Below are 20,374 nucleotides of genomic sequence, written 5' to 3'. Positions count from 1 at the left end.
TAAAAGAAAAAGCAGTGAAATTATCAAAAGAAACTAAAGTTGGTCTTTTAGCAGTAGTTGCCCTGGCAATGTTCTACTATGGATTTAATTTTTTAAAGGGAATTGATTTTTTTTCCGACACCAGACAATATCATGTCGTTTATAATAATATCGATGGATTGACCGTATCTAATCCTGTTCTGATTAACGGCTTTACAGTAGGTAGAGTAAGTGAAATCAATCTGCTTCCTGAAAGAAGAAATGAAATCGCTATTACTATTGATGTAGACAAAAAAATTCCTGTTGGTGATTCAACTATTGCTGAGATTATATCTAATGACTTGTTAGGGAGTAAAGCAGTAGAGTTAAAATTGAAAACCAATTCAGGTTTTTTCAATGATGGAGATACTCTCTTTGGATCCGTACAATCAAATCAGATAGCTGAGTTGCAAAAAAAGGTGATTCCTGTAATGGATGAATTCAAGGAATTATCTCTCAGGTTACAAATAGCAGCAGATAAAGTTGCTCAAAGTCTTGATACTTTTGAAACAACTGCAAACTCTGCTACATATATGTTTAATCAAACAACACCTGAAATTAAAAAGACATTAGCGGCATATCGAGAATTGAGTTATAAACTATCTGATGATGAAAATGGACTTCCTAAAGTGATAGCTAATATGTCTGAATTTAGTGAGTCATTGAAAGATACTGATCTAAAGGCAACTGTTGATTCTGCAAATATGGCATTATCTAATTTGAATAAAGCTTTAACAAGTATTAATGAAGGGCAGGGTTCTTTGGGTAAGCTACTCAATGATGATTCAGTTTATGTGAATTTAAACTCATCATTAAAGAGTTTTGACAGCTTGTTAAATCACATGAATTATTATCCTAAACACTTTTTTGGACCTCTTGGGAAGAAGCATAAAAAGGTTGTTAAAGACCTTGAAAAGGCTAATGAATAATTCCAATCCTAACAACTGTTAGGTTTCGAAGGTTTTGCTTATATTACGCAAAATCATTAACCCATGAATATTACTTTTAACAAAAACGAAGATCAAAACAAACAATTAGTTAGCACATTAAATTATCGTCTCAATCAAGTTAAGCTTGGTGGTGGAGAAAAAAGAATCGAGAAACACCATGCTAAAGGTAAGCTCACCGCCAGGGAGCGAATTGATTATCTAAGAGATGATGATACCCAATTTTTAGAGATTGGAGCCTTTGCCGGAGATGGGATGTACGAAGAGGAAGGAGGATGCCCTTCTGGAGGAGTTGTAACAGGTATAGGCTATGTTTCCGGTCATCAATGTGTGCTTGTAGCCAATGATGCAACAGTGAAAGCTGGAGCATGGTTTCCAATAACAGCAAAGAAGAACTTAAGAGCTCAGGAAGTAGCGATGGAAAATCGTCTACCTATTATTTATCTGGTGGATAGTGCAGGCGTATTTTTACCAATGCAAGATGAGATTTTCCCTGATAAGGAACATTTTGGTAGGCAATTCAGGAATAATGCCAAAATGAGTGCAATGGGTATAATACAGATTGCAGCTATTATGGGGTCTTGTGTTGCTGGAGGAGCCTACCTTCCAATTATGTCTGATGAAGCATTAATAGTTGATAAAACCGGATCTATATTTCTCGCAGGGTCTTATCTTGTCAGAGCAGCAATAGGAGAAGTAATCGATAATGAAGAACTCGGTGGAGCTACTACTCATTGTGAAATAAGCGGAGTTACAGACAATAAGTATGATAGCGATCAGGATTGTCTTGATGCGATTAAACGAACAATGGATAAGATTGGGAAGTTTGAAAGAGCTGGATTCGATCGAAAAGAGTCTGCACTACCTGAAGAGCCGATGGAAAATATCTACGGTCATTTCCCTTCTGACAGAACAAAACCTTATGATGTGAGAGATATTATCAAAACTCTGGTAGACAAATCGGAGTTTGATGAATATAAAGAATTGTATGGTAAAACATTAGTTTGTGCTACTGCAAGAATCGATGGCTGGGCTGTTGGAATCATTGCAAACCAACGACAGGTTGTAAAGACTAAGAAAGGGGAAATGCAGATGGGCGGAGTGATCTACTCAGATTCCGCAGATAAAGCTGCAAGATTTATCATGAATTGTAACCAAAGAAAAATACCCTTAGTATTTTTACAGGATGTGAGTGGTTTTATGGTTGGAAGTAAGGCTGAGCATGGTGGGATTATTAAGGATGGTGCCAAAATGGTAAATGCAATGGCAAATTCGACAGTACCTAAGTTTACTATTATTATGGGGAATTCATACGGAGCAGGTAATTATGCGATGTGTGGCAAAGCCTATGATCCAAGATTAATTTACTCCTGGCCATCAGCACAAATGGCAGTAATGAGTGGTGCATCTGCGGCAAAAACACTTTTGCAAATCAGAGTATCATCACTTAAAGCTGCAGGAAAAGAAATATCAAAAGAAGAGGAAGAAAAACTTTTAAAAGAGATCACAGATAGGTATAATAGTCAGCTGAGTCCGTATTATGCCGCAGCAAGACTGTGGGTCGACGGAATAATTGATCCTATAGAAACCCGTAAAGTAATTTCTATGGGTATTGAAGCAGCAGATCACGCACCGATAGAAAAATTTAATGTTGGTGTTCTACAGACGTGATTAATTTGTTGGTATGGAAGAAAAGGAATTGAAGGCGTTAGTATCCCTTCTTGATGAAGAGGATGAAAGTATATTAATACATGTTGAAGAAAAGATCCGGTCTTTGGGAGACCGGATTATTCCTTTTTTGGAAAAAGAATGGGAGAGGAACCTTAATCCAGTTGTACAGGAAAGAATAGAGAATATTATCCATTCACTTCAGTTTACTGATCTCAAGAATAAATTAATACAGTGGTCGGAAGAAGAAAGCCCTGAATTACTTGATGGTCTTTATCTGGTTGCAAAATATCAATATCCTGATCTTGAATTTCAAACCCTCACAGACAAGCTCAATGATATTTACCTGGATACATGGTTGTTGTTTAAAGATAATATGCATTATTATGATCAAATAAGAACCTTAAACAGCATCTTTTTCAACAAGTATAAATTCTCTGGGAATACCAAAAATTTTCATTCGCCAACCAATAGTTTTATTAATACAGTTCTTGAATCTGGTAAGGGAAATCCAATTTTACTTTGCTCAGTTTATATGCTTGTGGCAAATCGTTTGAACATACCATTGCATGGAGTAAACCTGCCTAATTTGTTTATTTTAATTTACAGGAATAAGCAAACAGATTTTTACATTAATGTATTCAACAGAGGACTGATATTCAGAAAAGAAGACATCGATAATTATCTTGAAAATATTCATGTCCCTAAAAAGCCGGAATATTATGAGCCTTGTTCAAGTAAAGATATTGTCAAAAGAGTGCTTCGAAATTTAATTATGTCTTTTGAAAGTCTGGAAGATGAAGATAAAACATCTGAAATAAGAGAGCTGCTACAGATATTTTTACCACTTCCTGGCAATTAAAATGGTGTTGGATTTTCTCTTATTGTATAGGTGACAATTTCGTCATTACTAAAAAAGAAATGAACCTTCATTTTCTCTTTCAAGTCTCCTTTAATAATTCTTGTCTCTATAATTTTAGTATCATAGTTTATTGACAAAAGATCAATGTTATCTTTTAAAGAGAGGTTTTTTCTTCCATAGGCTTTATAAATAGACTCTTTTGCAGACCAGGCGATGGTCATTAATTCAATATCATTATCATAGCACTCTAATTCTTCGTCGCTGAGAAACTTGTGTTTTACCTTGAAAAGCTTTTCCCGGGGCTTTTCAATGTCAATACCTACAGAGGCATGGGGATGAATTAATAGTCCTGCTTGAGTCTGAGAGTGGGTATAACTTATACCTCCATCAAACCCGGGTAGGTATGGTTTGCCATGGTTATCTTTAATTACCGGACAGTAATCCAGTTTAAATTTAATGCACGCTTCAGATAAAAGGTGTCTAATAGTTAACCATTCCTTTTTTCTTTGCGTTGTTTTTAATGTAGATAATACTTTTTTTTCATCATCGGAGGCATATTGGTCAATCTCAAAAGAATTTTCCATATCATTTATTTGCCTGATAAACAGAAATGAGTTCTTATCTATATTTTTTACATTTGTATCTGACATTTCAGCAGGTTAATAAATTAAAATTAATGTCGAAAGTTCAAGTATCCAAAGTTCATACTTTTAATGGTCACAAAGATTGCGTATATGCTCTTGAGGACCTGGGAGATGGACATAGATTTATTTCTTCCGGAGGTGATGGTTTAATCGCCGAATGGGATGTCCGTTTACCGGATCAAGGAAAGTTAATAGCTAAGGTAAATAGATCAGTCTATGCTTTGCATAAAGCTGGGAATAGGTTGATAATAGGAGAGAATTATGAGGGCATTCATGTGATTGACCTTGATTCGAAGAAAGAAACAGGCAGTTTGAAATTATCTTCTGCTGCATTCTTTGATATTAGTTCTTTTAAAGACAATTTTATAGTGGGAGATGGTGACGGAACCTTGTTCATTATTGATAGCAAGTCCATGTCAATTGTGAAGAAAGTGTCAGAATCTAAAAAGAGTGTTAGAGCCATAGCAATTTCTGAAACTAGAAATGAAATGGCAGTAGGTTATAGTGATAATCACATTCGGATTTTTTCTCTTGATAATTTTGAATGTGTTTATTCATTTTCTGCACACGACAATTCGGTATTTACCGTTGAGTATTCTGAGGATGGTATGGAGTTGATAAGTGGAGGGCGAGATGCAAGAATAAAAATCTGGAATGCTGTGGCCGGTTATGAGCTTAAAGAAGAGATTGTAGCACATATGTATACTATCAATAATGTTGCTTTTCGGTCAGATTTTAGATATTTCGTTTCTGCAAGTATGGATAAATCGATAAAAGTCTGGCAGGCAGGAGACGTTAAATTGCTAAAAGTAATAGACAAAGTAAGGCATGCAGGTCATGGAACATCAGTAAATAAGTTATTATGGCTTCCAGAAACTGATTTTATAGTCTCTGCAGGAGATGATAGAGCTATTTCTGTTTGGGAATTATCTCTATAATAGTTAATATTGATTATTTGATTTTTTATAATTTTTAATAGATCGCGGATGAAAGTTACACCATTAGAAATACGCCAGAAGACTTTTGAGAAAAAGCTTAGAGGATACGACAAAGAAGAAGTACAGGCGTTCTTGCTTTCACTATCTCAGGAATGGGAGAAGTTGAACGAAGAGAACCGCGAATTGAGAATAAAGTTGAAAACTTCAGAAAAGGAAGTTGAAAAACTTCGCGAAGTAGAAGAATCACTATTCAAGACTTTAAAAACAGCTGAAGATACCGGTGCCAATGTTATTGAACAAGCTAACAAACAAGCTGAGTTAAATGTACGTGAGTCACAATGGAAGGCTGAATCAATAATAAATGAGGCTAAAGGCAAGGCAAAAGAATACCTCGTTGATGCTGAAAATAAGGCTAAGTATATCCTTGATGATATGCTTGAAGAGTTAAGAAAGTTAGAGAAGAATTATAGCATTCTTAAAGGGTACAAAAATGATCTGTTATCGGAAATTAAATCAATATCGAATGAGATTGCTGAGAAGGTTTCCAGAATAGAACAAGGTACCGAGAAAGATATAGATAAAGCAATCAGAGATGCTAAAGAGGAAGTAAGGTCTTTGCGTCCGGCTAATGAGATCATCAGGGAGGTGCTATCTTCAGAAGGGGGGACAAAGTATAGTAAGTTTGACCCTAATGCATCTGAAGAAGAAGATAAGGAAGTTGCCAAAAAGCTTGAGGAAGAAAGGAAGGCCATAGAAGAAGAAGGAGAGCGACTAAGAGAGGAAGCTGAAAGACAACAACTGGAAGCTGAAGAGACGAAAAAAAAGGAAGAAGAATTATTAAAATTAAAAGAAGCAGAAGAGAGGAAAAAGGCTGAAGCTGCAAGGTTAATAAAAGAACAAGAAGCAAAAAAGGCTGAAGCTGCACGTATTCATAAAGAGCAGGAAGAGAAGAAAGCTAGGGCAGAAATGGAAAAGAAAAGTAGAGTATCTACCGATTCTGATAATGCTGAAGACGGATCTTTTTTCGATAACCTTGATTAATGATGGGCTTAATTACTTTAGAAGGGATTGAATTTTTCGCTTATCACGGGTATTACGATGAGGAAAGACGTATAGGTAACAAGTATGCTGTGGATATAACTGTAGAAGTTAATTTTAGTGATGCTGCCGAGCATGATAAATTAGCTGAAACATTAGATTACGAGGATCTCTATAAAATTATCCGCGATGAAATTAATATTCCCTCGAAACTTCTGGAACATATCTGCAAACGAGTAATTGATAGTGTTTTTACTCGGTTTTCTAAATCAAAATCAGTAGAAGTCAGTATTTCGAAATTTAACCCCCCTATTGGTGGTGTATGCCAAAGGGCTAAAGTAACAATGAAAAGAGAACGTAATGAGATCACTTAATTTTTTTTATTTACCAGTAATTCTATTTTTTTTTAGTTTTCCAGTTCAATCGCAAAATTCATCCTTCTCTCTTTATCAAGCATTTGATTCGGAAGGCAACTCTGTTCAGATTCCTGATAAGCTGAATGAAATAAAAAATGCTGATGTGATTTTTTTTGGTGAGCTACATAATCAAGCGGTATCACATTGGTTGTCACTTCGAATTTTAAAATCATTACCTACTGAGGGGCTGGTTGCCGGATTTGAGATGTTTGAAACAGATCAGCAAATGTTTTTGAATGAGCTCGAATTAGGAATCATTACAAATAAAAAACTTGAATCGGTTACTCACCTATGGCCAAATTACAGTACGGATTATGCTCCTTTAGTTGATTATAGTTTAAGTAATTCTGTCTCCTTACTGGCAAGCAATGTGCCACGTAGATATGCTTCTATTGTATCGAAGGTCGGTCTTGATTCACTGCTATTGATGCAATTACCAAGCGATTTGGTACCTGAGAAGAAGTTTGATTTACCAGATTATGATACATATAATCAAATCAAGCAAATGGGTGGGCATGGTCATACAATGAACATGGATTATTTTGTAGAGGCTCAGGCGCTGAAAGACTATACCATGGCAACCTCTATTGCAAAAGAATTTGAAAATGGTGCTAAAAAGGTATTTCATTTAAATGGGTCGTTCCATTCTACACAACATGAGGGTATCATTGGGTTTTTAACAAACAAAAATCCTGGCTTATCCGTTTTCACTATTGAAGTGATAATGCAGGAAGAAATTAATCAGCTTGAAAAGGAGAATTTAAATAAAGCTGATTTGATAATCGTTATCCCTTCTGATTCTCCAGTCACTTACTAATTTAAGAGGACGATTTTTGATATTTTTGCAACCGTATTAAACTAACCCAATATGGTATTTGGATTATTTAAAAAGAAGAAAAAGAAATATTCAGGTTCGGAATATGCCGAATTTGTTGTTAAAGATATAATCAAAGAAACAGCAGATGCGATAACAATCGTGTTTGATAATCCTGATCTCATCTATAGGCCAGGGCAGTTTTTAACGCTAATCTCAGATATCGATGGAGAGGAGGTTAGAAGGTCATATTCTCTTTGTACATATAAAAAAGTAGATGAATACCCAGCAGTAACAGTTAAGCGGGTAGCAGGAGGGAAGATGTCAAATTACCTTAATGAAGCTTTGCATGTCGGCGATACAATGACAGTAATGTTACCTATGGGTAATTTTGTGCTCGATACTGACCCAGAGGCACAACGACATATTGCTTTATTTGGTGCAGGTAGTGGAATTACTCCTTTAAGAGGAATTGCACGTCAGGTTCTTGAGGATGAACCTGGCTCTTCGGTAACCCTTGTATATGCAAATCGAGATCAGGATTCGATAATATTTAAGTCTGTTTGGGATAAACTAGAGGCAGAGTTTTCAGGTAGATTGAAGGTGATACATATTCTTGAAAGAGGTCATGCGGATTATGATGGTTTTGAGGGATTGCCAAACCCTGAAATGCTTACCGGAATTTTAAACAGTTTGACTGGCGACGAACCATCGATGTATTATATGTGTGGCCCTGCACCATATATGAAGGTGGTAGAAGAAGCATTGATTAAAAAGGGAATTCCTTCAGAAAAAATACGGAAAGAGAGTTTTACTCCTGCTGAAAAGAAAAATGAGTCTTCTACTACAAGTGTTGAAAGAGAAATTAAAGTAATCCTTGAAGGTGAAGAGTATGAATTGACAGTTAAGCCAGGGCAAAGTATACTTGAAGCGGGTTTAATAAAGGATTTAGATATGCCATTTAGTTGTCAAAGCGGGATGTGTACGGCTTGTAGGGCTAAATGCTTAAGTGGAGAAGTATCAATGGAAGAAAGTGATGCTTTGACACAAGAAGAGATAGATGAAGGGTATGTGCTAACTTGTGTTGGGCATCCTCAAAGTGATGATGTAAAATTGGATTTCGAATAATATTATGATAAATACAACTGATACCCCAGATACACCAAAAAGAGAGTTTTTACCTCAACTGCTTAAAGTAAATTCCTGGGAAGATATTAAACCGTTTTTTGATAATCTTCTAGATAGAAAGCTAAGTACAGAGGAGGAGCTAAGGAAGTGGTTTAAAGACAGGAGTGAGTTAGAGGCAGTTGTTTCAGAAGATTTAGGTTGGAGATATATCCGGATGACTACTGATACTGCAAATGAGAAATTTGTTGATGATTACCGGAATTTTGTGCAAAATATCCAGCCCCATATTGCTCCATATTCTGATAAATTGAATAAAAAGGCAATAGAAAACGAATTTCTGGAAGGAGTTGAAAAAGAAAAGGCTTATCACATCCTTACCAGAGCTATGCGTGAAAGTATTAAAATTTTCAGAGAAGAAAATATACCTCTTCAAACAGAAGCTCAAACAAAGTCACAAGAGTATGGTACTGTAACTGGCGCAATGACAATTGAGCTTGATGGAAAGGAACTTACTCTTCAACAAGCGGGTGATTTTTTACTTAGCCCTGACAGAGAGTTAAGAGAAGATGTATACCGTAAAATTGCAGACCGCAGGTTAGAAGATAAAGCCAAACTTGATTCTATATTTTCTGATTTGGTAAGTCTTCGCAATCAGATGGGGCAGAATTCAGGATTTGATAATTATCGTGATTATATGTTTTCTGCCATGGGTAGGTTTGATTATACTGTGGAAGATTGTTATGCGTTTCATGAGTCAGTTGCTCAAGAAGTTGTTCCTCTACTTAATGATATGGCTGAGAGAAGAAAGCAGTCTCTAGGTGTAGATAGTTTAAGGCCATGGGATAAAAGTGTTGATCCTGAAGGTAAAAAACCATTGAAGCCATTTGAAGGTGGAGAAGAGCTTTTGGAAAAAACCATACAGGTATTTAACAGATTAGATACTTACCTGGGAGATTGCCTGATAAAAATGAGAGAGATGGGTCACCTTGATCTTGAAAGTAGAAAGGGTAAGGCTCCAGGAGGATATAACTATCCATTGTCAGAAACCGGAGTGCCATTTATTTTCATGAATGCTACTACAAAGTTGAGAGATATGGTTACTCTGCTACATGAAGGAGGCCATGCTGTGCATTCATTTTTGGCAAATGATCTTGAGCTTACGGATTTTAAACATACACCTTCAGAGGTTGCTGAGCTAGCAAGTATGTCAATGGAGCTAATAACAATGGATCATTGGGATATTTTCTTTTCTGATGAGGAGGAGTTGAAACGAGCTAAAAAAGAACATCTGGAGCAAATTATCCAAACTTTACCTTGGGTGGCTACTATTGATAAATTTCAGCATTGGATTTACGAAAATCCAAATCATACTGTAGAGGAGCGAGATGCTGAGTGGGTGAAGATATTTAGCCAGTTTGCGGATAGTTTAACAGACTGGTCAGGGCTTGAACATTATCGTGAAAATTTATGGCAGCGTCAACTACATCTTTATGAGGTTCCATTCTATTATATCGAATATGGAATGGCTCAATTGGGAGCAGTGGCTGTTTGGAAACGCTTTAAAGAAGATAATAAAGCAGGATTGGAAGGCTATAAAAATGCTTTGAAGTTGGGATATACTAAAACTATTCCTGAGATTTATGAAGCGGCTGGAATATCCTTTGACTTTTCTTCTGATTATATAAAAGAATTAATGAGCTTCGTAAACGATGAGCTAAATAAAATAGTTTAAGAAATAAAGCTATAATAAGGAAGGCCTTGAATATTCAAGGCCTTCTTTATTTAAATAATCCGTATAATATTATTCCAAGTATTATGCTTAATAAGACAAAACCAAAGAAAAGGTTTACTTTCCTTCTTTGTTTGTTATAAAACTTCCGGAGCTTTTCCTCTATTTGAATTCCTGGATTGTTGTCACTAGTAACAATTACATCTTCGGCTCCCGCTTTGATAGATTCTTCAATTATAACTTCATTTACACCTTCATTAAAAAGTACATAAATAGGCAAGTTCTTATATTTTTGTTTTATTCTTCTAATAAGATCAATACCATTCAGACCTTTAATATTAATGTCAGTCACCACTGCCCATGGACGAGTTTCATCAAGAAAATCCAGTAGTTCAGAGCTATCAGTAAATGTCCTGATTTTTCTGAACCCTTTATCCTCGAGATGCATTTTTAACAGCTCTAGTTTCATCTCTTCATGAGCACCTACTACCAGAGGTTGATGTTTATTTGCAAGCATATCTATCCAAAGTGGTTGAAATTAATTTCAAATCATTCAAAAGGAAGTGTAAAGATCCCGCGTTCTTCAGGTTTCACTCCATTTTCTAATGAAGATATTGAATCTGGAAAATTCATGATTATCTCATTGTACACTTTAGTGTGAGCATCATGATCTATTCTAAGCATTAACCTGTTATTATTAGCTGATTCGATACTATCCATAATGATTTCTGCCTCGCCATTGATGTCCTGAACTTTAATTTTATCGGCAGCTTCAAAAAGTTGCATTGTATAAGAATCAGTTGCTGAATCATAAATATCAATTTTTTCAGATTCTTTAAGGTCAGCTCTTGAATATTGCAAACTTTTCAGGTCATTCAATCCATTTTTTAGCTTTTCAGCCTCTTCACTGCTTAAACCTGACTGGGCCATAATGGATATGAGCTCTTCCATAAGCTCAAGTTTACCATTGTCTTCATAAATCATATGTTCCCAGCTACTATCAGATTTAAATTTCACTGTATTGTATAAAGAGTAAACAGAGTCATAGTTAATTTGTTCTGCCACTTCTCCCGAATCTTTTTTACCACAAGAAACTACTAAAGTCAAGAAGGCAAATGCTAAAGCTATATTAAAAATATTTTTGTTCATGATTAAAAGATTTTTCTGATTTCAGCTTTTAAAGTTAACATGGCAGTAATCAAAGGGTTTGATTCATCTTGCATGCTTTCACTAAGAACTATTTTAGCTAATTCAAGTCCGGGAGCATTTTTATCGCAGCGTCCGGCAGCATCGTTGATGGAACTAATCATAAACTCCTTAGCATTTTTAATTTGTTGCCATGAATCCTCGCTCATATAGATTTGTTGAGCCAGATTATGTTGATATTCAATACTGATTTCATTTATTGCAACATATCGCAATTCATCAGCAGTCAGGTCATTCCTGTTTATTCTCGGGAATAGATTGTCAGGAGAAATTCTTTCAAGAAATAAGATCATTCTTTCAAATGCCTGCAATCGAATAGGAAGTACAGTTTCAGAATTTTTAGCTTTAATTTTTATTGAACTTTTTTCAAGTTCTTTAGATATAAATGATTTTACTGCCAGGTACATAGCTGTAAGTACCAGAGCCGCAGGGATGGTGATCTTCAATATATCTCCGATAATTCCTTCCATAAAATGATTATTTGTTAACAAAAATTGAAATCTTACGATATAATAATAAACCTAAAATTAGAAAGAAATTTATTTAGCACTTATTATGTGTATGAATTATTACTATTTTGATTCATTTACAGTTGAAAAAAGACATGAAAACAGTTGAATTTAGTAAGGCGGCTTTATCAGAAGTTAAAAATATAATGACAAAAAAGGGTATACCAGAAGGGTATGGCCTTCGTGTTGGCGCTAAAGGAGGAGGTTGCGGAGGGTTGTCTTTTGCTTTAGGGTTTGATAAAAAGAAAGAGTCTGATGATACTTTCGACGTGGAGGGGATTCCGGTTTATGTTGAAAAGAAATTTGTTATGTATCTAATAGGTATGGTAGTTGATTTTTATGAAGGAAGTGATGCCAGAGGATTTCTTTTCTTAAAAAAGGAAGAATTTAAGGGTGAGCTGGCCTAAACTTAAACGAATTAGTTATTTTTGGCTCTTTATTAATAACACGGATATAGTCACATCATGGTACTAGAAGATTTAACCGCAATTTCACCTGTAGATGGCCGATATAGATCTAAAACAGATTCATTGGCAGAGTATTTTTCAGAGTTTGGCCTGATAAAATACAGGGTGAGAATCGAAATTGAATATTTCATAGCGTTATGCGAGAATAATTTGCCTCAGTTAAAATCTGTTACTTCGGATAAATTTGATTCTTTAAGATCAATTTATAAGGATTTCACATTGGAGGATGCAAAATCGATTAAGGAAATTGAAAAGACAACAAACCATGATGTTAAAGCGGTTGAATATCTGATCAAAGAAAAGTTTGATCAGCTTGGCTTATCTGATGTTAAGGAGTTTGTTCATTTTGGATTGACTTCACAGGATGTGAACAATACTGCGATACCTCTTTCAATGAAAGAAGCTCATGATAATGTTTTATTTCCTGCTTTGGAGAATGTTGTTAAAATCATGGCCGACCTTTCTGCTCAATGGAAAGATGTGCCAATGCTGGCTAAAACTCATGGACAGCCTGCTTCTCCCACTCGATTAGGAAAGGAACTGGAGGTTTTCGTTAATCGATTAAAGGAGCAATTAGAATATTTGAAAGTAATACCTTTTGCAGCGAAGTTTGGCGGTGCAACGGGTAATTTTAATGCACATTATATTGCTTACCCTGACAGGGACTGGCATAAATTTGGAAATTCATTTGTCTCTGAATATCTGGGGTTGAAGAGAAGCTTTCCGACAACACAGATTGAGCATTATGATCATATGGCTGCCTATTTTGATGCATGGAAAAGAGTGAATACCATATTGCTCGATTTCAGCAAAGATGTGTGGCAATATGTGGCGATGAATTATTTCAAGCAGAAAATCAAGAAAGGTGAAGTTGGGTCTTCAGCCATGCCTCATAAAGTAAACCCTATAGATTTTGAGAACGCTGAAGGTAATCTTGGTATTGCGAATTCATTATTTATATTTCTATCAGGAAAACTACCAATTTCCAGATTACAGCGAGATCTAACAGATAGTACAGTACTTAGAAATGTAGGAGTGCCTTTTGGTCATATTCTAATATCCCTGGCGTCATTATCTAAAGGGATGGGTAAATTAGAGTTGAACAGAGCTGCAATAGATAATGATCTGGAAGAAAACTGGGCAGTTGTAGCAGAGGCAATTCAGACAATTCTTAGAAGAGAGGGGTACCCTAAGCCTTATGAAGCGTTAAAAGAATTGACAAGGAAAAATGAAAAGATCACTGCTTCTGCAATTAGTGATTTTATCAAGGGATTAAATGTATCTGAGGATATCAAGAAGGAGCTTTCTGTAATTACTCCTTTTAATTATACAGGTGAATAAACTTAAAAAACCATGAATAATAAATCTTTTCTTAAGAGAATGTCATTGCTTTATTATTTTACCTTGGCATTACCACTAGGATTTTTTGTTTATGTTTGGTTACATTTCTATGATGGATCATTAAAACCATTAATGACCGAAGTAGATATGACAACCACTCTTTTGATTATAGCAATTATTATTTTAAGTGCTATAGGGGGGATTCTATATTATAAAAGATCAATTCAGAATGCAATTGGAGCTAAGGATCTTGGAATGAAATTAGCAGGATTTATGACTTCGAATGTTGTGTTATTTGCTGCTTTTGAAGTAGCCTCACTTGCCGCAGTTTTTGGCTATTTTTTATCTGAAAACGGGTTGTTTTTAGGGGTATATATTGTTCTGCTGTTTTATTCAACAACAAAGTTAAGGCCGGATAAGCAGCGGATAATTAAAGATCTGAAACTTAGTGATGAAGATGTTGAAAAACTAGATATATAAAATGAAAAAGGGAGATTTTAATCTCCCTTTTTGCTTTAGAATATGAACCCAAAACTTACTGCGTTTAAGTCGGGCGCATTTTTGTCATCAAATACGGAGTTGAGATCATAGTCAACAAAGAAGTTGAAGTCTCCAAATCCGATCTGACCTCTTACTCCATACCTGAAATTATTCATGTTAAAACTCGAAAAATCTTTTTCTTTTTCTTTATCTCCATCAAGGTTATAAGTGAATTTGGAGTAGCTCGCCAGACGATATCCAACATACCCTCCAACTCCAATTCTGAAGCTCTTTTTATTGTATTTGGTAACTTTTCTTATGGTACCATCATCAAGAGTTACATTCTTCTTCTTGTATGAGAAATCAAGCATTGGAACAAAGTGTAATGATGCATAAGAGGCAGTTAGCTTGCTTTTGATGTGATCATATTCTTGAGTTTGATCTGAGAAGAAAATAACCCCGTTATCAGTTTTTGAGATTCGGGTTGCCGGATCCTCAAATTTAAAATTGTACCAGTGAATACCTGCACCCCAAAGTAAAAACAACGGCCCTCCAAATGAAGATTTATTTTCGATTGTTCCCCCTATACGTGCACTATGCCAAGGTTTAACTGCATATTGATTGTTGCCTGATGGGAAATCAGATCCTTCCATCCAGTTATTTAGCCCATATTCTATATGACCAGTAGTTTTTGTGCCAGGTCTTTTTCTATTTGAATCAGAAGATTTTTCGTTTTTTCTGTATTCAAAAGTGTAGTTGCTTTCATCATTGTCATCATCAGATTCGTAATCTTCTCCTTCAACGCGAACATCAGTTGTTCCATCAGATTTGATTACATAGATTTTTCCCTTTTCATTTCTTTTGATTCTTATGTAATCACCCTGATTATTGATAATGATCATTTTGAAGTCTTCAGAATCACCTGAATCAAGGTGATTTCGATAATCATCAACTATCCTGTTTAAGTCATAGCTCCTGATTTCATCCAGGCCTGTTGAATCATTATATTGGATAATTACCGTATTGTTTCCTGAAAACTCTAGTTTCAGTGTGTCCTTTTGTCCAAAAGATATCAGACTTGTAATAAAGGATAGGGTTAGTATATATAATAATCTAGTTTTCATACCTATTCAGTTTCTTTGTTTTTGTTTTTACCATTGAATGCGAATAACTGATTGGTAGTACTTTTTAATGAATTGAAAATCTTTTTTCCTTCTTTGGATACCTTACTATCTGCAGTGAGGCTTTCGATTACTGAGTCATTTCCCCATGTTGATTCAATTGATTCTGTTGTTTCCGAACTTCTGGTATTTGCTGCAACTTTCGGAAACGAAATCGTAACTGATTCAACAGATGCTTGTAAGTCTTCAAATCCCTCTTTTGGTTGTTCAGACTCAATATTTGCTGCAATAATTTCTTCAGTAGGTGAAATTTCACTTAACACTTCAGGTATCTCTTTTGAATTATCATTTTCAGTCTTTGATATATTTTTATTCAGGTGTTGGTTTTTGATCGGTTCTGCTTTTGCTACTTTGTATTCTGTCTTTTCGTCATCAATAACTTCTAATTTTTGTTCATCAACAGGTTGTTTTGCTTCATCAGTATTTTTAGCAATGAGTTCCAGACTTTCAGTCTCATCAGGGGTAATGATATTATCTGGCTGAGTAATTTCTTCAGGCTTAATGACCTCATTTGAGTTAGCAAGAGAAGGTTGTTCACTTACATTATTTTCATTGTTAAAAAAGTAAAATGATATCGAGGATAAAATCATGAAAACAATAGCCGCAGCTACCATGTATACTGTTTTCTTGTTTTTGTTTTGTTTATTGTCCAGCATACTATTCAAATCTTCCCATGCCTGATTTGTAGGCTGGGACTCATGAGTAGATAGTTTTTCCCTGAACAGCTTGTCAATTTTTGAGTTATCCATGATGGTCCTCCTTTACAATTTTTTTAATTCTACTCTCTTCTTCACAAAGCATTTTTTGTAAATGAGAGCGAGCACGACTGAGTTGGCTCTTGCTGGTGTTTTCACTTATGTCAAGTTTTTCTGCGATCTCTTTATGAGAAAAGCCTTCAAGAGCATATAGAGAAAATACCGTTTTGTATCCTTGAGGAAGCTTATCAATCATTTTCATCAAATCATCGGCTTCTAGTGTACTTGAAAGTGCAGCATAATCAGGCACATTTGACGCTTCGTTGATGTCAGATTCTGGCCACATGTTTTTATTCTTTCTTATGTACATCAATGCTTCATTGACCATAAGTCTGTGCATCCAGCCTTCAAAGCTTCCCTGGAATTCATACTGATGAATTTTTTCAAAGATTTTCATAAACCCTTTGACCATAACTCCTTCCGCTTCCAGGCTATCCGAAATGTAGCGTCTGCAGACAGATAACATTCTTCCAGAATATCGTTCATAGAGCGATTTCTGTGCAGAACGATTGTTCTTTCGGCACATTAAGATGACCTGTTCCAGCGAGTCGTTATGTGAAATCTTCAGTTTCATTATTCGCATTCAATAGGAAGATGCAGCTACTTATCAAAAGGTTGCGTCACTCAAAAAAAATTAATAAGATGCTTTATAATCTAACCTTATTTCTACCTCAGTCCAACTGTTTTTTCTTACTTCGACAGGGTTAATTATATTATCTCCATCAAAGCTATTTATGTAGTAACCAGCCTCTTCCTTACTTAATAGAGTGTATTTACCTTCAGGTAAGGAGATCTTGAAATTACCACTTTTATCTGATTCTATAATTTTTATTGGCTCTTCAGAAATATCCTTGGCCCATGTGTTATTTGAAATTTCCAGAGATGTAGTTTTTATTGGTTTGAATACATAAATTTTTCTCTCAACTCCAATAGGTTTATCTCTTTGACTGTTATCTCCCATGGTGGGCATAAAATTTCCTTCATACCACATTACTTTCCCAATAACTCCCTGACTACTTTGTTTTTTGCCTGAGGCACATGAGATCATAAATATGGTCATTGTTATAAGTATTAAGCAAATTGTTCGATTCATTTTCATTTTATGGACTTGTTTTGATCTTACTTTTAATTTAAAGCAAAAAACCGGCCTAAAGCCGGTTTTTAATAAATATAAACAGAAAATTCTTATTTGTTATACTGCCCGATGTTTTCAATTGAGCCATATTGAGAAGTGTTTTCTATTAATTCATCAATAACATTTACTTTAGCTCGTGCAGCACCTGAAACGGTCACTTCAGCTCTGTCAGTTCTTAATTGTTTTGCATTTAAAGAGCTACTTCCTGATATCTTCGTTTGCATGAATTTACAGTTTCCTTCAAGGTCAATTCTTGATATCCCCGTTGCGGTGATAAAAAGATTGTTTATGTCTCCAGAAAAATTAACCTTCGCCTGGTTAGAAGCGTCAATCTCCAGATTTTCCTGTCTAAGATTGTTTATGTAGATTTTACTTTTACCAGTTGACTTTATTGATTGTATTTCCGGAACAGAAATCTCAATGTAAACCTCATCACTTTCATCGGACCATGAGTTTCCATCATTGTCAAAGTCAAGCGTTAATGTACCATCAATGTTAGTAAGGTTTACTTTCTCAACATATCTTTCTGAATGACTGCTTAATTTTACTGAATACTTTTCTCCTTGATTTATCTTCACATTAAAAGCTTCATCGATTACCAGACTTGATATAGAGTCAAATTCTATGATTTCTCCATCTCTGCCATTGTAATCGTATTCGTAACTATACTTAGAATCATATTCTGAAGAGCATGTCATACATTGCAGGCCTTCAGGATTAAATACCCAGGTATTATTAGAAAAATCTGATCGGCTGAAGCCATATTTGCTCAGTGTTCGTGAAATGATTGAGTTAAATCCGCTTTCAACATGAACTGGAGTCTGATAAGGGATGTATAAGGTCACAGTAACTTCCTGTGCTCTCCAACTTGCTTCTTTATCAAATTTTATTTCCCTGTCAAAGACTATTGTTGAGTCATCTTGAACTACATCATAACTAACTTTTTCAGCATAATTTCTAGCATTTTCAAATGAACTTCCTCTTGCAGAGATTTTTTTAACAACTTTCACATAATCTTCATCATGCCCTCTTAGCTGAAGTCTGATTTCATTATAGTCATTGATGTCTCTGCTGAATAAGTTATTATCATCTTCATATATATCAGAAAGTCTTAATACAAGTTGTTTCCCCTGTACATTATTGAATATTTCTTCAGTTTCAACATATCCTTCATCACTCCAATTGTTAATTGTTTTTGGAATAGTGGCAGCAACAACTGCAATTGAAATAAACCATGCAGCTAAGAAACTCCAACCTACTCCAGTATTTAAAACCCATCTTCGTGAGATTATCGAAATACCTGCTATGGCCAACATTACTGCAGGAATAATCACAATCAAAAATGCTCCTAACACACCTATGGTAGGTACCATTTCAGTGAATATACTTATCGGAACTCCATCGATTACCATGTTGTCAGGTGCTGCCGTAATACCTAATACTGCTGCAAGACCAATTATAGTAGAAACAGCTACCGCTAAGCCAACAAATGTGATGAATACACCAATGATTACACGGATTGCTTCAACAATGAATTTCAATAATGGACCAAGCACACGAGATAACCATTGGAAAAACATTGCAATTAGTCGGAATGGGAATAAAAGAATTTTGACTAACAGGTTTTCCTGATCATCTTCTTTTAAGTTCAACCCTTTCTTAATATTAGACTCGATATTAGAAAGGGTTACTGGCTCCCCCCGCATTTGTACTTTTTCAGTTATGGTAGCTGCTATAGGGGTAATGATCCATAATACCAGGTATAAGATCAGTCCTGTTCCTCCAGCAAAAATACCAAGGATGAAAAGTACTCTTATTAATGTTGTGTCTGTTCCAAAATATGCAGCTATACCTCCTGCTACACCTGCAATAACTTTATCGTCAGGATTTCTGTATAGCTTTTTGATTTGCTGGTTTTCCTCGAGAGTGTAATTAGGGGGTACAATAATCCACATTGCTATGTAACCTATAATTACAAGTACCGGGGCAGGTTCAAATATAAAACCTCCAAACGTAAGAATCAGGAATAATAATCTGATCCATAAAGCATCTACATTAAAATAATGTGCTAATCCGCTACATACACCTCCGATTAATCGGCCATTCATATCTCTGAAAAGCTTTCTTGTAGCATGACTTGGTTCATCATAAGTTGCTTGTTTTTTATGGCTGAACTCTTCTCTAAAGGTTCCATCATCAAGAGTTTCTTCTAATGCCTCGAAATCTTGAATACTACCCATAGTACTGATTAAGGACGAAACATCTTCTGAATTAATGACTTGTTTGCCTTCATTAAGTTTAGCTAAGAAGATCTCTGCAATGCGGTTTTCTATGTCAGCAATAATTTCACTGCTGTCTTCATACGTAGAAAAGTATTTGTTGATGGAATCCAGATAGGATTTCAAACTATCATATCCCTCTTCTTCTATATGGAATATGATTCCTCCAATATTTATACTTATATTCTTTTTCATGGCTTCTATTCAGTTATTTTTCCTGGATGATTTGGTTTGTCGATGTTACGAGGTCTTCCCAGGTATCATTCAAATTTTTCAGGAAGTCTTCGCCTTCTTCTGTCAAAGTATAATACTTACGGGGTGGGCCTGATTGAGACTCAACCCATTTATACTCAACTAATCCAGCTTTTCTTAAGCGAGTCAGTAACGGATACAAGGTGCCTTCCACAACCATAATCCGTGCTGAGGTTAGTTCATCCAGCATGTCGGAAGCATAAACTTCACCTCTCGAAATTATATGCAAAATGCAAAACTCCAAAATTCCTTTCCGCATTTGCACTTGTGTATTTTCAACTTTCATCTTTTTTCTATTTTATGCATCTGCTTAATACGTTTTTCTTTTCTGTCATTATTTGCTAAAGTAATACAATGTACTTTGTAATGCAAGGTACTGTCTTATGACATGTTCCTTGTTATGTTTAACGCATCTGAATTCGGTTGGTTTTTTGTTACAAACTTGAACATAAAGGTGTACAAAAGTGAACAGTTTTTTAAAAACTTAATTTTATAAAGTGCTGCTTATCAATACTTTATGATTTGCTGGTTTGAGTGGGACTAAAAAGTGAAAAAAAATAAAAAAAA

Annotated in this window: 22 protein-coding genes; 12 read left to right on the top strand and 10 right to left on the bottom strand. The window is 35.3% G+C overall.

What is annotated here, in order from left to right; all coding sequences use genetic code 11:
- Nucleotides 1-14: 14 nt before the first annotated feature.
- From HH304_RS13340 to HH304_RS13330, 3 genes are all read left to right on the top strand, one after another.
- A complete protein-coding gene (locus HH304_RS13340) occupies nt 15-947 on the top strand; it encodes an MlaD family protein (protein WP_169682467.1) in 933 nt (310 codons plus the stop codon).
- 63 nt (nt 948-1,010) lie between these two features.
- Nucleotides 1,011-2,636 carry an acyl-CoA carboxylase subunit beta gene (locus tag HH304_RS13335; RefSeq protein ID WP_169682465.1) on the top strand — a complete coding sequence of 542 codons (1,626 nt, stop codon included), beginning with the start codon at nt 1,011-1,013 and terminating at the stop codon, nt 2,634-2,636.
- Nucleotides 2,637-2,649: 13 nt separating this feature from the next.
- Nucleotides 2,650-3,495, top strand: coding sequence for a transglutaminase-like domain-containing protein (locus HH304_RS13330; protein ID WP_169682463.1), 846 nt, complete (start codon nt 2,650-2,652; stop codon nt 3,493-3,495).
- Here the strand turns inward: HH304_RS13330 and HH304_RS13325 are convergent.
- A complete protein-coding gene (locus HH304_RS13325; RefSeq protein ID WP_169682461.1) occupies nt 3,492-4,145 on the bottom strand; it encodes a 4'-phosphopantetheinyl transferase family protein in 654 nt (217 codons plus the stop codon). The genes HH304_RS13330 and HH304_RS13325 overlap by 4 nt on opposite strands.
- 26 nt (nt 4,146-4,171) lie before the next feature.
- On the opposite strand from HH304_RS13325, the gene HH304_RS13320 reads away from it, so the two are divergent.
- Genes HH304_RS13320 through HH304_RS13295 form a run of 6 tightly spaced genes read left to right on the top strand, consistent with a single transcriptional unit; the run spans nt 4,172 to nt 10,205 of the window.
- Entirely contained in the window at nt 4,172-5,077 is a 906-nt protein-coding gene (locus tag HH304_RS13320) for a WD40 repeat domain-containing protein (RefSeq protein WP_169682459.1), read from the top strand.
- A 48-nt stretch (nt 5,078-5,125) separates the two neighbouring features.
- Nucleotides 5,126-6,118 (top strand): DivIVA domain-containing protein, encoded by a 993-nt coding sequence (locus HH304_RS13315; protein ID WP_169682457.1) that lies wholly within the window; start codon nt 5,126-5,128, stop codon nt 6,116-6,118.
- A 2-nt stretch (nt 6,119-6,120) separates the two neighbouring features.
- Entirely contained in the window at nt 6,121-6,489 is a 369-nt protein-coding gene (folB, locus tag HH304_RS13310) for a dihydroneopterin aldolase (RefSeq protein WP_169682814.1), read from the top strand.
- Nucleotides 6,476-7,348, top strand: a complete 873-nt coding sequence (locus HH304_RS13305) for a ChaN family lipoprotein (protein WP_169682455.1) — start codon at nt 6,476-6,478, stop codon at nt 7,346-7,348. The genes folB and HH304_RS13305 overlap by 14 nt, the downstream gene beginning before the upstream one ends.
- A 51-nt stretch (nt 7,349-7,399) precedes the next feature.
- Nucleotides 7,400-8,473 carry a ferredoxin--NADP reductase gene (locus tag HH304_RS13300; protein ID WP_169682453.1) on the top strand — a complete coding sequence of 358 codons (1,074 nt, stop codon included), beginning with the start codon at nt 7,400-7,402 and terminating at the stop codon, nt 8,471-8,473.
- Nucleotides 8,474-8,477: 4 nt separating this feature from the next.
- The gene (locus tag HH304_RS13295; protein WP_169682451.1) at nt 8,478-10,205 is read left to right on the top strand and encodes a M3 family oligoendopeptidase; all 1,728 of its coding nucleotides are present in this window, start codon (nt 8,478-8,480) and stop codon (nt 10,203-10,205) included.
- Between the two features lie 46 nt (nt 10,206-10,251).
- Here HH304_RS13295 and HH304_RS13290 read toward each other — a convergent pair whose 3' ends face one another.
- The 3 genes from HH304_RS13290 to HH304_RS13280 are packed head-to-tail and all read right to left on the bottom strand — an operon-like array spanning nt 10,252 to nt 11,878.
- Nucleotides 10,252-10,719, bottom strand: a complete 468-nt coding sequence (locus HH304_RS13290; RefSeq protein WP_169682449.1) for a response regulator — start codon at nt 10,717-10,719, stop codon at nt 10,252-10,254.
- A 32-nt stretch (nt 10,720-10,751) separates the two neighbouring features.
- A complete protein-coding gene (locus HH304_RS13285; RefSeq protein WP_169682447.1) occupies nt 10,752-11,351 on the bottom strand; it encodes a hypothetical protein in 600 nt (199 codons plus the stop codon).
- 2 nt (nt 11,352-11,353) lie between these two features.
- Nucleotides 11,354-11,878 (bottom strand): DUF7935 family protein, encoded by a 525-nt coding sequence (locus tag HH304_RS13280; RefSeq protein WP_169682446.1) that lies wholly within the window; start codon nt 11,876-11,878, stop codon nt 11,354-11,356.
- A gap of 134 nt (nt 11,879-12,012) precedes the next feature.
- On the opposite strand from HH304_RS13280, the gene HH304_RS13275 reads away from it, so the two are divergent.
- The 3 genes from HH304_RS13275 to HH304_RS13265 are packed head-to-tail and all read left to right on the top strand — an operon-like array spanning nt 12,013 to nt 14,205.
- Nucleotides 12,013-12,324, top strand: coding sequence for a HesB/IscA family protein (locus tag HH304_RS13275; protein ID WP_169682444.1), 312 nt, complete (start codon nt 12,013-12,015; stop codon nt 12,322-12,324).
- A 57-nt stretch (nt 12,325-12,381) separates the two neighbouring features.
- Entirely contained in the window at nt 12,382-13,725 is a 1,344-nt protein-coding gene (purB, locus tag HH304_RS13270; RefSeq protein WP_169682442.1) for an adenylosuccinate lyase, read from the top strand.
- A gap of 12 nt (nt 13,726-13,737) precedes the next feature.
- On the top strand, nt 13,738-14,205 hold the full coding sequence (locus HH304_RS13265) for a hypothetical protein (protein ID WP_169682441.1): 468 nt from the start codon (nt 13,738-13,740) through the stop codon (nt 14,203-14,205).
- A gap of 35 nt (nt 14,206-14,240) precedes the next feature.
- Here the strand turns inward: HH304_RS13265 and HH304_RS13260 are convergent, their stop codons facing one another.
- From HH304_RS13260 to HH304_RS13235, 6 genes are all read right to left on the bottom strand, one after another.
- Nucleotides 14,241-15,329, bottom strand: a complete 1,089-nt coding sequence (locus HH304_RS13260; protein ID WP_169682439.1) for a hypothetical protein — start codon at nt 15,327-15,329, stop codon at nt 14,241-14,243.
- 2 nt (nt 15,330-15,331) lie between these two features.
- Nucleotides 15,332-16,135 carry a hypothetical protein gene (locus HH304_RS13255; RefSeq protein WP_169682436.1) on the bottom strand — a complete coding sequence of 268 codons (804 nt, stop codon included), beginning with the start codon at nt 16,133-16,135 and terminating at the stop codon, nt 15,332-15,334.
- Nucleotides 16,128-16,667, bottom strand: coding sequence for an RNA polymerase sigma factor (locus HH304_RS13250; protein ID WP_271711619.1), 540 nt, complete (start codon nt 16,665-16,667; stop codon nt 16,128-16,130). The genes HH304_RS13255 and HH304_RS13250 overlap by 8 nt, the downstream gene beginning before the upstream one ends.
- 108 nt (nt 16,668-16,775) lie before the next feature.
- Nucleotides 16,776-17,201 carry a carboxypeptidase regulatory-like domain-containing protein gene (locus HH304_RS13245; RefSeq protein WP_271711618.1) on the bottom strand — a complete coding sequence of 142 codons (426 nt, stop codon included), beginning with the start codon at nt 17,199-17,201 and terminating at the stop codon, nt 16,776-16,778.
- A gap of 125 nt (nt 17,202-17,326) precedes the next feature.
- Nucleotides 17,327-19,750, bottom strand: a complete 2,424-nt coding sequence (locus HH304_RS13240) for a PspC domain-containing protein (protein ID WP_169682432.1) — start codon at nt 19,748-19,750, stop codon at nt 17,327-17,329.
- 13 nt (nt 19,751-19,763) lie between these two features.
- The gene (locus HH304_RS13235; RefSeq protein ID WP_169682430.1) at nt 19,764-20,093 is read right to left on the bottom strand and encodes a PadR family transcriptional regulator; all 330 of its coding nucleotides are present in this window, start codon (nt 20,091-20,093) and stop codon (nt 19,764-19,766) included.
- Nucleotides 20,094-20,374 lie beyond the last annotated feature (281 nt).

The organism is Marinigracilibium pacificum (assembly GCF_012926615.1).
GTDB lineage: Bacteria > Bacteroidota > Bacteroidia > Cytophagales > Cyclobacteriaceae > Mangrovivirga > Mangrovivirga pacifica.
This window is presented reverse-complemented; position numbering and strand designations above follow the sequence as displayed.